Genomic DNA, 13,067 nt, shown 5'->3' on the forward strand with positions numbered 1-13,067 from the left:
CGATCGGGTCTGGGTAGTAGATAGCTTGATAACCACCGGCAAAACCACCGACTTAACGAAATTTCTGAACAAAATCGGTTTTAAAACCGGCTTGCTGATAGTTGATGAGGTTACGGCTGAGCTCAAAAGGGCTAGCTCTAACATCCCCGGCGTGCAGCCGATTGCGATCGCCAAACTGTCGACCGCGGACGTACTGGGTAATAATCAACTGATGTTTACCAAACCAGCTCTGGCAGCACTGTCCAGCCGGCTAGGTGCAAAGTCATGATCAGCCTAGCACCGCGTTTAAGCGAAAAGACGTATAAATTGGCCCAAACCGATAATACATACGTTTTTGATGTGCCAGCCTCGGCTAACAAGCAGCAGGTCAAGGCCGCGGTTGAATCGCGCTTTAAAGTAGCAGTGGTAAAAATCAACACCCAGCTCAAAAGCGGTAAGACCAAGCGCAGTGTACGTAAACGGTCCCAGCCGGTAATCGGCACTGAGAAAGCCGTCAAACGAGCCTACGTCAGGCTTAAAAGCGGAGATAAGATTCCGATGTTCGAAGAGGGAGCTTAAGTCATGGCTATTAAAACACTCAAACCAACTACTCCGGCTCGACGCGGCATGACCACTGCCGATTTTGGCAGCCTGACCGCCAAGCAGCCGGTAAAGTCGCTGCTACGGTCAAAAAAACAGAAATCCGGACGTAATAATGCCGGTCGAATTACTTCCCGGCATCGTGGCGGCGGCGCCAAGAAATTCTATCGACTGGTTAACTTTAGCCCGTCGAAGGAGTTGGACTTGACAGTTGAAGCCATCGAGTATGACCCTAACCGCTCGGCCCGAATTGCCCGAGTCATCGACCAAGGCGGCCGATATCATTATGTCCTGGCGACCAAAGGCTTAAAAGTCGGACACAAGCTAGCTATCGGCGCCAGCTCGTCGATCGAACCGGGAAACCGTTTACTGATTGAAGCAATCCCGGTAGGTACGGTGATATCCAGCGTCGAACTGGTACCGGGCAGAGGTGCCCAGCTGGCCCGCAGCGCCGGTACTAGCGTGCAATTGATTGCCAAAGAAGATAAACTAGCCCAGATCAAGTTACCGAGCGGTGAAGTTCGAGTGGTGGACATAAGCTGCCAGGCTACGGTTGGTACAATCGGCAATCTGCAACATCAGAACATCAAACTCGGTAGTGCCGGCCGTAAACGCCGGCAAGGGCGCCGACCGCATGTGCGCGGCATCGCCATGAATGCGGCCGATCATCCGCACGGCGGCGGTGAAGGCAAGGGCAAGGGCAATGACCCGCAGAGTCCGTGGGGTCAGCCCGCTTTGGGCTTTAAAACCCGGCGCCGCAAGAGCACTGATAAATACATTGTCCGATCGAGACATCAGAGTAAGAGGCGATAGCATGACCAATATCCAACATCCAATATCCAATATTCGTTCAGCAGCCACCGCTGCTGGTTATCGGTTGTTGGCGATTAATTATTTTGGCCAGTCAAAGGGAGACGAGCGATGAGTCGTTCACTCAAAAAAGGTCCGTATATCGACCCTAAATTAGCGCGCAAAATTGCGGCGCTGGGCACCGATGACAGAACCGTTATCAAAACTTGGGCTCGGTCGAGCGTAATCTCTCCGGATATGGTCGGACGAACTATCGCGGTTCACAATGGCAAGGTTCACGTACCGGTGTTTATAACGGAAAATATGGTTGGCCATAAGCTCGGTGAATTTTCTCCGACCCGCAAATTTAGATCGCATGGCGGCAAATTAGCCAAGGCAGAGGTTTAGGATGAGTGTCCAGGCGATCGCCAAGTCGGTTCGTATCTCACCGCGCAAGGCCGGTTTGGTAGCCTCATTGGTTCGCGGCCGGTCGGTCAGTGACGCTTTGATCATACTCGACCATACGCCCAAAAAAGGCGCCCCAATAATTAAAAAAGTCGTGGAAAGCGCCCGGGCCAATGCCACCAACAACCACGGTTTGGACGAAACATCGTTGATTGTGAGCGAGCTGATTGTCGGCCAGGGGCCGGCTATGAAACGCTTCCAGCCGGCGGCCTTTGGGCGTGCCCGGCCCTACAAACGGCGCACATCACATATCAAAGTCGTCCTCGACGGCCGACTCAAAGCAAGTAGCGCCAAAAAAGCCAAACCAACCAAAACGGAGAAGGCATAATGGGCCAAAAAGTCAGCCCGATCAGTATGAGATTGCAAGTCAATAAAAATTGGCGCTCCCGCTGGTTTGCCAACAAACGGGACTACTCGGGGTATCTCAAAAAAGACTTGACCGTCAGAAAACAAATCGAACAACGGTTTCGTGGCCGCGCCGTTATCGGCCGGATCGATATTGAACGATCACCTAATCTAGTAACAGTGACGATACACACCGGTAAAGCCGGAGTGGTAATCGGCCGGGGCGGCGCTGGTGTACAGGAGCTGAAAGAAGAAATCGAGAAGATCTTTGGAGTCGAAGTCAGGCTGAACATCGAAGAAGTCAAAAAGCCAGAGTTAAACGCCAAATTAGTTGCGGAGAATATTGCCAGCCAACTCGAACGCCGCATCGCGTTTAGGCGGGCTTTGAAGTCAACCGCTGCGGCCACAATGCGCTCCGGCGCCAAAGGTATCAGAGTAGAGATGGGCGGACGGCTCGGCGGTTCCGACATGTCTCGACGCGAAAAACTAATCGACGGCAGCGTGCCGCTACATACTATCCGGGCCGATATCGACTACGCTAAGGCTACGGCATTTACAAAAGCCGGTACGATTGGCGTTAAGGTTTGGATTTATAAAGGTGAGACAACTGAGGTTTAGACAATGTTGATGCCAAATAAGACCAAATACCGCAAGATCAGAAAGGGCCGAATTAAGGGCGTCGCCGCCTCCAACCAATACGTGGCCTTTGGTGATTATGGCCTGCAGGCGATGCAGCCCGGCCGGCTGAGTTCACGCCAAATCGAATCGGCCCGTCAAGCCATGACTCGCTATGTAAAGCGTGGTGGTAAGATTTGGATCAGAATATTCCCGCATATCGCCGTCACCAAAAAGCCCCAGGATGTCAAAATGGGCAGCGGCAAAGGCAACCCGGAGTATTTTGCAGCCAAAGTCAAGCCTGGCATGATTATTTTCGAGATGGATGACGTCAGCGAGGAGCAGGCCCGGGAAGCTATGCGGCTGGCAGCCCACAAACTGCCGATTAGGACCAAGTTTGTTGTAAAGGATCGTCTATGAAAAAGCCTGATTTAGCCGCCAAAACCACCAAAGAACTCGAACGCGAAAGCGAAAAATTACGGCTTAAGCTGAGTGAGCTTAAAACTGACCGGTATTTAAAGGAAGTGAAGAATATTCGCTCTATTCGTCAAACCCGCCGTCAATTAGCCCGGGTTCTAACCGCTGTTAAGGCCGCCGGAGACCGGGAGTAAGCCATGGCCAGAACACTCATTGGACTAATCGTATCGATCAGCGACTCCAAGACCGCGGTCGTAGCCGTTGCGGAGCGTCGTCGCCACAAGCTATATGACAAACAGTATTCCATTACCAGCCGCTTACCCGTGCATAACGACAGCGCTAAATTAGGAGATCGAGTTAGAATCGCTGAAACGCGGCCAGTCAGCCGGCATAAAGCCTGGCGAGTCGAGAAAGTCATCAAACCCAACGAGGCCAGTCATGATTAGCCAAGAATCTCGTCTAAAAGTTACCGATAACAGCGGCGCAAGGGAGATACTTTGTATCCGGGTCTTGGGCGGCAGCCGGCGACGTTATGCCCGCGTGGGTGACGTCATCACTGCCAGCGTCAAACAGGCCACCCCGGCCGGTACGGTCAAGAAAAAGGAAGTGGTAAAAGCCGTCGTGGTGAGAACCCGACGACCACTCTTGCGGCCGGACGGTTCGACCATCGCCTTTGACGACAACGCCGCGGTTATCCTGGCCGATAACAAGAATCCGCGTGCTACCCGTATTTTCGGGCCGGTACCTAGAGAATTACGAGAGTTGGGGTACGGTAAAATAATCAGTCTAGCGCCGGAGGTACTATGAAATTAGTCAAAGGCGATAACGTCGTCATTCTCAGCGGCCGTCACCGAGGTCAAACCGGTAAAGTTAGCCGGCTCTTGCCGAAAGAGGCCAAAGTCCTAATCGATGGCCTTAATCTTAAGACCAAACACCTCAAACCAAAGAGCAAACAACCGGGCGGCCGAGAAAAAATCGAACATCCGTTACCGATTAGCAAAGTCGCTTTAGTGCGTCCAGGTAAGCAGAAGCTCGGCTCGAGGGTTGGCTTTAAGCTGGCCAAGGACGGACAAAAAACCAGAGTCTACCGCCAAGCCGGTAATAAGGAGGTTAAATCATGACCAAGACAACCGATAAACCGCGGCTAAAACAACAGTTTTTTGATAAGTTACGGCCGGAATTAGTCAAAAGCTTGGGGCTTAAAAACCTCAACCAAGTTCCGCGACTGGAAAAAGTCGTGGTCAGCGCTGGATTGGGGCGGGCAAAAGACGATAAACGCTTGCTTGAAGCCGCCGTCAAGACGCTGCGCGAAATTACCGGGCAGCAACCGGTGGAGGCGCTCTCCCGTAAATCGATAGCCAGCTTTAAACTGCGCGACGGGCAGGTAGTTGGCCTCAAGGTAACCTTGCGCCGAGATCGAATGTACGAGTTCATCGATCGCCTGGTAAACGTGGTGCTGCCTCGTGTGCGTGACTTCCACGGTCTCAGCCGATCGGCTTTTGATGGCCACGGCAATTATAATATCGGCTTAGTTGACCAGTCGGTTTTTCCCGAGCTGTCGTTTGAAGATACCGCCCTGCCGCACGGGCTGGAGATAACTTTGGTGACCAGCGCCAAAGATGATAGCCAGAGCGAGGTGCTGCTTGAGAGTTTGGGCCTACCGCTGGCCAAGAAGGACGAGGCCTAAAAGATGGCGAAGAAATCGATACTTGCACGTGATCAAAAGCGGCAGAAGTTGATAATGCAATACGCCCAAAAACGAGCCGACCTAAAAGCCGCTGGCGACTATGAAGCGCTGGCTCTGTTGCCGCGTAATTCCAGTCCGACGAGATGGACTAACCGCTGCGTGGAATCCGGTCGATCACGCGGTTATTTGCGACGATTCGGACTGAGCCGGATTGCTTTTCGAGAGCACGCTGGCAAGGGTGAAATACCGGGTGTAACTAAGGCCAGCTGGTAAAAGGAGATTTAAGATGAATACTGACCCTATCGCCGATATGCTCAGCCGGATCAGGAATGCGATTGCCGTGAATCAAACGACGATTAATCTGCCCTACTCCAAAATAAAAGAACGAGTGGCCCAGTTGCTGAAAGACCAGGGCTACATCGAAGGCGCCAAGGAAGAAGAAATCGCTGGTTTTAAACGACTGTCAATTACTATTAACCAAACCGGGTCCAACCCCAAAATATCCCATATCAAACGCCTGTCTAAACCAGGCCGCCGGCTATATTCGAGCGTCGACAAGCTGCCGAGAAGCCTCAACGGCCGCGGCATCGTGATTGTTTCGACCAGCCAGGGTCTGATGACTGATAACGACGCCCGTAAGCTGAAAGTCGGCGGTGAACTCATATGCGAGGTTTATTAGTATGAGCAGAATTGGTCGACAGGCTATTCAAGTACCGTCAGGAGTCGAGGTTACTTTGGTTGGTAGCCGCCTTAAGGTCAAAGGGCCGAAAGGCGAGCTCGATTTACGGTTGCCGAAAGTACTCGAATTTAAGTCGAGCGCAGGCAAGTTGGAACTAATTAGGCAGCGTGATAGTAAGACGGCCCGATCATTACATGGGTTAACTCGGGCTAATTTGCAAAATGCAATCAAAGGTGTAAATGAAGGCTACAGTTTAAAACTAGAGATAAGCGGCGTTGGTTTCAAGGCCCAGGCCACCACCGACGGATTAAGCTTGAACCTAGGCTTGTCGCACGTGCTTAACTATCAGCTACCGGCTGGCGTTATGGCGGCAGTTGACCAGAGCGTCATCACGATTACCGGGATCGATAAACAGCAGGTCGGGCAAGTCGCCGCTGAGATCAGGGCATTCAAAAAGCCGGAGCCCTACAAGGGTAAAGGTATTAAGCTTTCCGATGAATACGTCATCCGCAAAGCCGGTAAGGCGGCCGCAACGGCCAAGGAATAATCATGAGCGTGATGGATAAACTTACCAGCCGTAAGCTAAGGCAAAAGCGTGTCCGAGCGCGTCTTAAGGGTACAAGCGAACGTCCGCGGCTATCTGTTTCCATCAGCAACCGTCATGTTAGCGCCCAGATTGTCGACGATTCCAAGCAAGTGACGTTGGCCGCCAGCACCAGCGTTGGCCAAAAGCAACTGCCCGTCAATCTTATGGAACGAGCAAGCTGGGTTGGAACTGATATTGCCAAAAAAGCCAAACAAGCTAAAATCACTAAACTAGTATTGGATCGCGGTGGCAAGAAATATCATGGTCGGCTAGCAAGGTTGGCCGACGAAGTCAGAAAGAACGGAGTGGAGCTCTAAATGGCCGATAGACCAACCGACCAACAGTGGCACGAGCAAGTTATTAGCATCGATCGGGTGGCACGCGTCGTGCGCGGCGGTCGACGCTTTAGATTCAGGGCGCTAGTCACCGTCGGCGACGGCAAGCGCCAAGTTGGCATCGGTATCGCCAAGGGCGACGACGTACAGTCGGCTATTACCAAGGCGGTCGCTACTGCCAAAAAACAGTTGGTGCAAGTACCACTGGATAAAGGCACGATTCCCCACGAAATAACAATCAAATACGGCGGTGCTCACGTCATGCTCAAACCAGCGGCGCCCGGCACTGGGGTCATTGCCGGCGGTGTAGTCAGGACTATTATTGACGCGACCGGTATTGAGAATATCTTAAGCAAATCGCTCGGTTCAAATAACAAGATCAACAACGCTTACGCTACGATCGAGGCTTTTACCTCACTGGTTCCGAAAAAGGATTGGTTACACCCACCAATAAAAACTACCAAACCGGTTAAAGCCAAGGCTAAGCCAGTCGTAAAGACCAAGCAGGCGGCGGCCAAGGCAGGGAGTAAGTCATGAGGGCACATGAGCTTAAATTGATGCCAGTTAAGAACCGAGTTAGACCCGGACGGGGTATTAGCGCCGGCCGCGGCAAGACCGCCGGACGGGGGACGAAAGGCCAAAACTCACGCACCGGCGGCGGCGTTCGGCCCGGCTTTGAGGGCGGCCAGAACCCGCTTAGCGCCCGGCTGCCTAAACTTGCAGGCTTCAGTTCTCACCGAGCGCGAACAATGACAGTTACTCTAGGCCAGCTCAACCGGCTTAAAACCAAGATCGTCGACAACGTCGCGCTGCATCAAGTAGGCATTACAGAACGTGCTGATCAACCAGTTAAAGTTGTAGTTGGCGGCCAGCTCAGCTCGGCTAAAACTGTTAAACTGCAAGGAGCTTCCGCTGGTGCAATTGCGTTAATTGAGAAAGCCGGCGGCAGCTTTAACGCCGTTAAGCGGCCAAAGCGAGTCCGGTCCAAGAAATAAACCAAGCGAGGGAAAATGAGTTGGAGTATCATCCGTAAGGCTTTAAAAAACCGCGATATGCGACGACGGCTGATGATTGTTGTCGGTTTGGTCCTAGTCTACCGTATGCTGGCTTTTATCCCGATCCCCCTTGCCGAACCGACCCAACTGAGACAGCTGATCGATAATCTATTTAATAGCCAGGATCTGCTCGGTTTTATAAACTTCCTGTCCGGTGGTGCCTTGGCCAACTTTTCAATTGTGTTAATGGGGCTGGGTCCGTATATCAACGCCTCGATCATTATGCAGTTGCTGACCAAAGCCGTACCGCGTCTGGAAGAGATAAACGAAGACGGTGAGAGCGGTCGGCGTCGAATTAATCAAATAACCCGAATCTTAACGCTGCCGCTGGCTATAATCCAATCGATCGGCCTGCTCCTGCTCATTCGCCAGCAGGCGTCCAGCGGACTCGGCATTGATATCGCCGGCGAGGCGAGTTTCTTCCAGTGGGCGTTAATGATTGGCGCGCTGACTGTTGGTTCGATGTTACTGATGTGGCTGGGAGAAATTATGACTGAACAAGGCGTGGGTAACGGCATTAGCTTACTTATATTTGCCGGTATCGTCAGCCAGCTGCCGCAAATTGCCAGCGTTGTTATTAGTTCCTTATCCGCCAGTTTCGGTGGGGGTAACGTGTCGACCCTGTTTGGCTTTACGCTGCCAGTTAATTTTACGATCCTAGCCTTTATCGTGGGCTTTATCCTGGCGGTGATATTTATCACCTACTTCGTGGTTAAACTTAATGAGGCCCAACGGGTGATAACTGTCAGCTATGCCAAGCGCGTCAGAGGAAACAGAGCCTACGGTGGGGTTGATACAGTTCTGCCGGTCAAGCTGATAACGGCCGGAGTTATTCCGATTATCTTCGCGGTGGCGTTTTTGGCCGTCCCCAGTTTTGTCGGCCAACTGATGACTTCAGCCGACACGGCCTGGCTTGCCAGTTTAGGCCAAAAGCTGATTGATTGGTTTACTCCGCCGGTTTCATTGGGCGGCACGGGCAGTACTTTGTCCGCCAGCAATCAATACATCTATCCAAGCGTGTACTTTTTATTGGTAGTGCTATTTACGTATTTTTATACCAGTATCGTCTTCAATGCCAAGCAAATCGCCGAAAACTTGCAAAAACAGGGCGGATTCGTGGCTGGTATCCGTCCCGGCCGACAAACCGAGAGCTTTTTAAAGCGAGTTGTCAACCGGTTGAACTTGTTTGGTTCGATGAGTTTAGGCGCCTTGGCCTTACTGCCATTTTTCGTCGAGAAAATTCTCGGTACCACCCAACTAACGATTGGCGGTACGGGGCTACTGATTATAGTAGCGGTAGCGATTGAGACACTGAGGCAGATCGAATCGAGGGCTTTGATGGTGACGTATGACTACGACCAGCCCTAAAATAATTGACATCACTCGCATACCAAGGTAGTATTAAACTCAAGCTTTTGGCCTGGCAAGGCCAAGTTAAAGGTGCAGAAGAGGGGTTTACATGTCCCAGATTGCACGGTATAATTCACCGCTGTCTATCTATGAATAAGACTAAGCAGGTCATTGAGCTGGCCGGTACTGTTATTGAAACTTTACCGGGTACCAAATTTAAGGTGGAGCTAGAAAACGGGCATACCATCATTGCCCACATGGCCGGCCGCATGCGGAAGTATTACATTAGGATTGTGCCGGGAGACAAAGTCACGGTTGAGCTGACTCCCTACGATCTCACCAAAGGCCGCATAACTTATCGACACAACTAAAGGACTGCCTATGAAAGTCAAAGCCAGCGTCAAAAAGATTAGCCCAGATGATCAAATAGTGCGCCGCAAGGGGCGCTTATATGTCATTAACAAACGCAAGCCCAAACACAAGCAAAGGCAAGGTTGATGGCCAGAATCGCCGGTGTCACTGTCCCTACAGATAAGAAGTCGGTCCACGCCCTGACTTATATTTACGGTATTGGCCCGAGTAAAGCTAAGTTGATACTCGATCAAGCCGGTGTCGACCCAGAGGCGCGGGTTAAAGATTTGACCGAGACCGAACTAAATCGGATCCGGGAAGAACTGGCCGCCAATCATACAGTTGAAGGCGAGTTGCAACGGATTGTAACTGGTAACGTCAAGCGACTAAAGGATATCAACAGCTACCGCGGTATCAGGCATAAGTTAAATTTGCCGTCCAAAGGCCAACGAACGCGGACCAACGCCCGCACCCGGCGTGGTCGGCGCCAGACTGTGGGCGGTTTGACAATCAAAGCGGCAGCCAAGACTTAAGATCATGGCCGAAACTACCGCAACCACCAAAGTCAAGCCGAAGAAGAAGCAGAAACGAATCGTTGCAGCCGGCGAAGTTCATATTCAAGCCAGTTTTAATAATACGATCATTACGGTTACCGATAAAAAGGGAGATACCCTGACCGCCTCCAGCGCTGGAGCAACCGGATTTAGAGGCTCAAAAAAAGGGACCGCTTACGCGGCCCAAGTGGCCAGCGAGAAAGCCTTGAACCAAGCGAAGCAACAATTTGGCTTAGCTAGTGTCGAAGTCTTTGTCGGCGGCATCGGTCTGGGCCGCGAAGCGGCTATTAGGGCACTCCAGAATGTCGAGGTCGTGGTTGAGAGCATTAAAGACGTCACAACCATTGCCCACGGCGGGGTGCGCCCCAGAAAGCCGAGACGAGGCTAAAATGGCCCGGGACCGATCACCAATTACCAAGCAAAGTCGACGCGAGGGGTATGCTTTGCATAATAAGGCGCACAAAATTCTAGTTAAACGCCAAAATATGCCCGGCCAAAGTCCCAATATCCGGATGCGCCGAAATGTCAGCCAGTTTGGCGTCCAGTTGCGAGAAAAGCAAAAAGTAAAACGACTCTACGGCTTGCTGGAGCGCCAATTCCGACGCATGATGAAAGAGGCTGGTAAGAGCAGAGGTAAGTCCGGCGAAGTTCTACTGCAACTATTAGAACGCCGACTGGACAACGTCATCTACCGCGCCGGTTTCGCAATTTCCCGAAGAGCCGCCCGACAATTGGTCAGTCATGGCCATTTTGAAGTCAACGACAAGCGTCTGAACATACCATCTTACCGGGTTGAACCGGCTGACAAAATATCGGTCCGCCAACAAAGCCGGACATCGGGTTATTTTGCTAACTTAAATGAGTTGACAGCCGCCGCGGAGACGGTACCGATCAGCTGGCTGAAGGTCAATAAAAAGCAGTTTAAGATCGAGGTTACCGGCCTGCCCGTGCGCGAGGACGCCGAGGCTAACATTAACGAACAATTAATCGTTGAATATTATTCAAAATAGGAGGCAATAAGCAGTGTCATCAAAATCCATTCACACGCCAGTCTTATCAAATGTCGAGGATCACTCGGCCACCAGTGCCACGTTTGTCGTGGAACCGCTGCATCGGGGCTACGGTATGACCTTGGGTAACAGTCTTCGTCGGGTCTTGCTGTCCAGCATCGGCGGCGCGGCTGTCACCGCTTTTAAAATTGAAGGTGTATCACACGAGTTTACGACCGTGCCAGGTATCAAAGAGGATGTCGTGGACATAATGTTAAAGCTAAAACAAGTCAGACTAAAGATTTTTAGCGATGAACCGCAGACCTTGCGCTTAACCAAAAAGGGCAAAGGGGCAGTTACCGCCGGCGATATCAAGGTTAACGCCGATGTCGAGGTAGTCAATCCGGATCTGGTCCTCGCAACCATTGATGATAGTAAGACCAATCTGGTAATGGATATCATCGTCGAGGCCGGCCGGGGTTATCGGGCCATTGAAGAGGGCGGGCATCCGTCCACACCGTCAGATATGATCGCAATTGACGCCTTATACTCACCGGTCAGCCGAGTGCGGTTTAAGGTGGCGAATACCCGGGTCGGCCAGATGACCGACTTGGACAAACTACTGTTGTTGATAGACACCGATGGCAGTATCACACCACGTGATGCCTTTGAGGAGGCGGCGGCCATACTGGTAAACCAATACCAGGCCCTAGCCGGCCAGACTAAAGTCGAAGCCGGTGCGCCGTTGTCGGTGGAGCACGCCCACGAGGAGGATTCGGGCGAGTTAATGACACCGATCGAGGACCTCAACTTGTCGGCTAGGACCACCAACGCGCTGTTGAATAATGACATTCGAACAATTCGTGACTTGGTTACGCTGAGCGATCTAGAACTGAGAGAGCTCAAAGGTTTCGGTACCAAAGCGTTGGACGAGGTCAAAGATAAATTAGCGGAGATGGAGCTTTAAAGATGGCGCTACGGTCGGTTGATCGAAAACTATCGCGAGCCAAAGACGCCCGACGGGTTTTGATTAAGACCCTGGCAACCCAATTGGTACAAAACCACGCGATTACAACCACAACCCCTCGAGCCAAGACCCTGCTGCATTACGTTGAACGCTTGACCAGCCTGGCTAGAAAGGGCGGATTAAGTAACCTCAGACTAATTGAGGCCAAGCTCGACACAACCGCGTCGGCTCACCATTTAACCATGGTAGTAGCCCCCCAGCTCAAGCGCACCAGCGGTTTCTTGCGACTAAAACCGGCCCTACCGCGCAGCGGTGACGGCGCGCCGATGGCGACGGTCTCGTTTGTCGACGACATTGACAATGATTTTAAAACGGCCAAACCTAAGCCGGTTGCAACCAAAGCAGCTAAAGCCCCGACTAGGAAAAAAGCGGTCAAATCATGAAAACGTATTCACAATCGGCCAAAGAGGTTACTAGGAGCTGGTATCTGCTGGACGCCGCACAAGTCCCAGTCGGCCGTCTAGCAGTGGCGGCGGCCAAGCTGCTGATCGGCAAACAAAAGCCTAGTTACACGCCGCATATCGACGGTGGCGACTACGTTGTTATTATTAACGCCCAGCAGGCAGCCTTGACTGGCCGCAAAGAGCAAGAAAGCAAGTATCGTCATAGTGGCTATCCCGGCGGCATAAAGCAACGTTCAAAAGGCGAATTACTGATCAATCAGACAGACAAATTTATATCCGGGGCGGTAAAAGGCATGTTGCCGAAGAACAAGCTGCTGGCCGGCCGTCTGGCACGCTTGAAAGTGTATGCCGGCGCCGAGCACCAACACGAACCCCAACAGCCGATTAAGGCAGAGATAAATAATGGCTGATAAAACCTACCACTACGGCATTGGCCGGCGTAAAAGTGCTACCGCGCGAGCGCGACTGATTAAAGGCAAGGGCGAGATTACTATTAATGACAGGCCGGCGATCGACTATCTAAGCGGCAGCACGCGGCTGGATTGGGAACTCAAAACACCTTTGCGACTTACCGGTAAAGACAGTCAGTTCGACGTGTCATTATTGGTTCAGGGGGGTGGACTGGGCGGGCAAGTTGGCGCTGCTCAACTGGCTATCAGCAACGCTCTATCAGATCTCAATGATGATCTCAGGTCAACTCTCAAGAAAGCCGGGTTGCTAAAGCGCGATCCTCGGGAAAAAGAACGCAAGAAGTACGGTTTGCGCAGTGCTCGCAAAAAAGAACAATACTCCAAACGCTAAGTGTTACTCCAGGGATCGTCATAACCAAGCCTACTTTGA

General features: G+C 51.9%; 28 protein-coding genes. All 28 read left to right on the forward strand.

Annotated features, from left to right (window positions below; genetic code table 11):
* Positions 1–268 (forward strand): 50S ribosomal protein L4 (gene rplD / locus VGA08_00265; protein HEX9679043.1); only part of this gene is annotated, 268 nt, incomplete at its 5' end.
* Positions 265–558, forward strand: a complete 294-nt coding sequence (locus VGA08_00270; protein HEX9679044.1) for a 50S ribosomal protein L23 — start codon at positions 265–267, stop codon at positions 556–558. The genes rplD and VGA08_00270, both read left to right, overlap by 4 nt.
* 3 nt (positions 559–561) lie before the next feature.
* Positions 562–1,392, forward strand: coding sequence for a 50S ribosomal protein L2 (gene rplB / locus VGA08_00275; GenBank protein ID HEX9679045.1), 831 nt, complete (start codon positions 562–564; stop codon positions 1,390–1,392).
* 108 nt (positions 1,393–1,500) lie between these two features.
* Positions 1,501–1,776 (forward strand): 30S ribosomal protein S19, encoded by a 276-nt coding sequence (gene rpsS, locus VGA08_00280; protein HEX9679046.1) that lies wholly within the window; start codon positions 1,501–1,503, stop codon positions 1,774–1,776.
* A 1-nt stretch (position 1,777) separates the two neighbouring features.
* Complete coding sequence (gene rplV / locus VGA08_00285) at positions 1,778–2,161, forward strand: 50S ribosomal protein L22 (GenBank protein HEX9679047.1); 384 nt, start codon at positions 1,778–1,780, stop codon at positions 2,159–2,161.
* Positions 2,161–2,796, forward strand: a complete 636-nt coding sequence (rpsC, locus tag VGA08_00290; protein HEX9679048.1) for a 30S ribosomal protein S3 — start codon at positions 2,161–2,163, stop codon at positions 2,794–2,796. The genes rplV and rpsC overlap by 1 nt, the downstream gene beginning before the upstream one ends.
* A 3-nt stretch (positions 2,797–2,799) precedes the next feature.
* Positions 2,800–3,213 carry a 50S ribosomal protein L16 gene (rplP, locus tag VGA08_00295; protein HEX9679049.1) on the forward strand — a complete coding sequence of 138 codons (414 nt, stop codon included), beginning with the start codon at positions 2,800–2,802 and terminating at the stop codon, positions 3,211–3,213.
* Entirely contained in the window at positions 3,210–3,404 is a 195-nt protein-coding gene (gene rpmC, locus VGA08_00300; GenBank protein ID HEX9679050.1) for a 50S ribosomal protein L29, read from the forward strand. Before rplP ends, rpmC begins: the two co-directional genes overlap by 4 nt.
* A gap of 3 nt (positions 3,405–3,407) precedes the next feature.
* Positions 3,408–3,656: a 30S ribosomal protein S17 gene (locus tag VGA08_00305; GenBank protein HEX9679051.1), complete on the forward strand. Its 249-nt coding sequence runs from the start codon at positions 3,408–3,410 to the stop codon at positions 3,654–3,656.
* Positions 3,649–4,017: a 50S ribosomal protein L14 gene (rplN, locus tag VGA08_00310; GenBank protein HEX9679052.1), complete on the forward strand. Its 369-nt coding sequence runs from the start codon at positions 3,649–3,651 to the stop codon at positions 4,015–4,017. Before VGA08_00305 ends, rplN begins: the two co-directional genes overlap by 8 nt.
* Positions 4,014–4,331, forward strand: coding sequence for a 50S ribosomal protein L24 (rplX, locus tag VGA08_00315; GenBank protein ID HEX9679053.1), 318 nt, complete (start codon positions 4,014–4,016; stop codon positions 4,329–4,331). The genes rplN and rplX overlap by 4 nt, the downstream gene beginning before the upstream one ends.
* A complete protein-coding gene (gene rplE, locus VGA08_00320) occupies positions 4,328–4,897 on the forward strand; it encodes a 50S ribosomal protein L5 (GenBank protein ID HEX9679054.1) in 570 nt (189 codons plus the stop codon). The genes rplX and rplE overlap by 4 nt, the downstream gene beginning before the upstream one ends.
* A 3-nt stretch (positions 4,898–4,900) precedes the next feature.
* Positions 4,901–5,170 carry a 30S ribosomal protein S14 gene (gene rpsN, locus VGA08_00325; protein HEX9679055.1) on the forward strand — a complete coding sequence of 90 codons (270 nt, stop codon included), beginning with the start codon at positions 4,901–4,903 and terminating at the stop codon, positions 5,168–5,170.
* Between the two features lie 13 nt (positions 5,171–5,183).
* Positions 5,184–5,576, forward strand: coding sequence for a 30S ribosomal protein S8 (gene rpsH, locus VGA08_00330; GenBank protein HEX9679056.1), 393 nt, complete (start codon positions 5,184–5,186; stop codon positions 5,574–5,576).
* A 1-nt stretch (position 5,577) separates the two neighbouring features.
* Positions 5,578–6,123, forward strand: coding sequence for a 50S ribosomal protein L6 (gene rplF / locus VGA08_00335; protein ID HEX9679057.1), 546 nt, complete (start codon positions 5,578–5,580; stop codon positions 6,121–6,123).
* An 11-nt stretch (positions 6,124–6,134) separates the two neighbouring features.
* Positions 6,135–6,479 carry a 50S ribosomal protein L18 gene (gene rplR / locus VGA08_00340; GenBank protein ID HEX9679058.1) on the forward strand — a complete coding sequence of 115 codons (345 nt, stop codon included), beginning with the start codon at positions 6,135–6,137 and terminating at the stop codon, positions 6,477–6,479.
* Entirely contained in the window at positions 6,480–7,034 is a 555-nt protein-coding gene (rpsE, locus tag VGA08_00345) for a 30S ribosomal protein S5 (GenBank protein ID HEX9679059.1), read from the forward strand. It begins immediately after the preceding gene.
* Positions 7,031–7,492: a 50S ribosomal protein L15 gene (gene rplO / locus VGA08_00350; GenBank protein ID HEX9679060.1), complete on the forward strand. Its 462-nt coding sequence runs from the start codon at positions 7,031–7,033 to the stop codon at positions 7,490–7,492. The genes rpsE and rplO overlap by 4 nt, the downstream gene beginning before the upstream one ends.
* 57 nt (positions 7,493–7,549) lie before the next feature.
* Positions 7,550–8,920 carry a preprotein translocase subunit SecY gene (gene secY / locus VGA08_00355; GenBank protein ID HEX9679061.1) on the forward strand — a complete coding sequence of 457 codons (1,371 nt, stop codon included), beginning with the start codon at positions 7,550–7,552 and terminating at the stop codon, positions 8,918–8,920.
* 131 nt (positions 8,921–9,051) lie between these two features.
* Positions 9,052–9,273: a translation initiation factor IF-1 gene (gene infA, locus VGA08_00360; protein ID HEX9679062.1), complete on the forward strand. Its 222-nt coding sequence runs from the start codon at positions 9,052–9,054 to the stop codon at positions 9,271–9,273.
* Between the two features lie 10 nt (positions 9,274–9,283).
* Positions 9,284–9,400, forward strand: a complete 117-nt coding sequence (gene rpmJ / locus VGA08_00365) for a 50S ribosomal protein L36 (GenBank protein HEX9679063.1) — start codon at positions 9,284–9,286, stop codon at positions 9,398–9,400.
* Positions 9,400–9,786, forward strand: a complete 387-nt coding sequence (rpsM, locus tag VGA08_00370) for a 30S ribosomal protein S13 (protein ID HEX9679064.1) — start codon at positions 9,400–9,402, stop codon at positions 9,784–9,786. Before rpmJ ends, rpsM begins: the two co-directional genes overlap by 1 nt.
* Positions 9,787–9,790: 4 nt before the next feature.
* On the forward strand, positions 9,791–10,195 hold the full coding sequence (gene rpsK, locus VGA08_00375) for a 30S ribosomal protein S11 (protein HEX9679065.1): 405 nt from the start codon (positions 9,791–9,793) through the stop codon (positions 10,193–10,195).
* A 1-nt stretch (position 10,196) separates the two neighbouring features.
* On the forward strand, positions 10,197–10,817 hold the full coding sequence (rpsD, locus tag VGA08_00380; protein HEX9679066.1) for a 30S ribosomal protein S4: 621 nt from the start codon (positions 10,197–10,199) through the stop codon (positions 10,815–10,817).
* A gap of 13 nt (positions 10,818–10,830) precedes the next feature.
* A complete protein-coding gene (locus VGA08_00385) occupies positions 10,831–11,763 on the forward strand; it encodes a DNA-directed RNA polymerase subunit alpha (GenBank protein ID HEX9679067.1) in 933 nt (310 codons plus the stop codon).
* A 2-nt stretch (positions 11,764–11,765) separates the two neighbouring features.
* Positions 11,766–12,206, forward strand: a complete 441-nt coding sequence (gene rplQ, locus VGA08_00390; GenBank protein HEX9679068.1) for a 50S ribosomal protein L17 — start codon at positions 11,766–11,768, stop codon at positions 12,204–12,206.
* Positions 12,203–12,637: a 50S ribosomal protein L13 gene (gene rplM / locus VGA08_00395; GenBank protein HEX9679069.1), complete on the forward strand. Its 435-nt coding sequence runs from the start codon at positions 12,203–12,205 to the stop codon at positions 12,635–12,637. The genes rplQ and rplM overlap by 4 nt, the downstream gene beginning before the upstream one ends.
* Positions 12,630–13,028 (forward strand): 30S ribosomal protein S9, encoded by a 399-nt coding sequence (rpsI, locus tag VGA08_00400; protein ID HEX9679070.1) that lies wholly within the window; start codon positions 12,630–12,632, stop codon positions 13,026–13,028. The genes rplM and rpsI overlap by 8 nt, the downstream gene beginning before the upstream one ends.
* The last annotated feature ends 39 nt before the right edge of the window (positions 13,029–13,067 follow it).

This window comes from Candidatus Saccharimonadales bacterium, from assembly GCA_036397795.1.
GTDB lineage: Bacteria > Patescibacteriota > Saccharimonadia > Saccharimonadales > DASWIF01 > DASWIF01.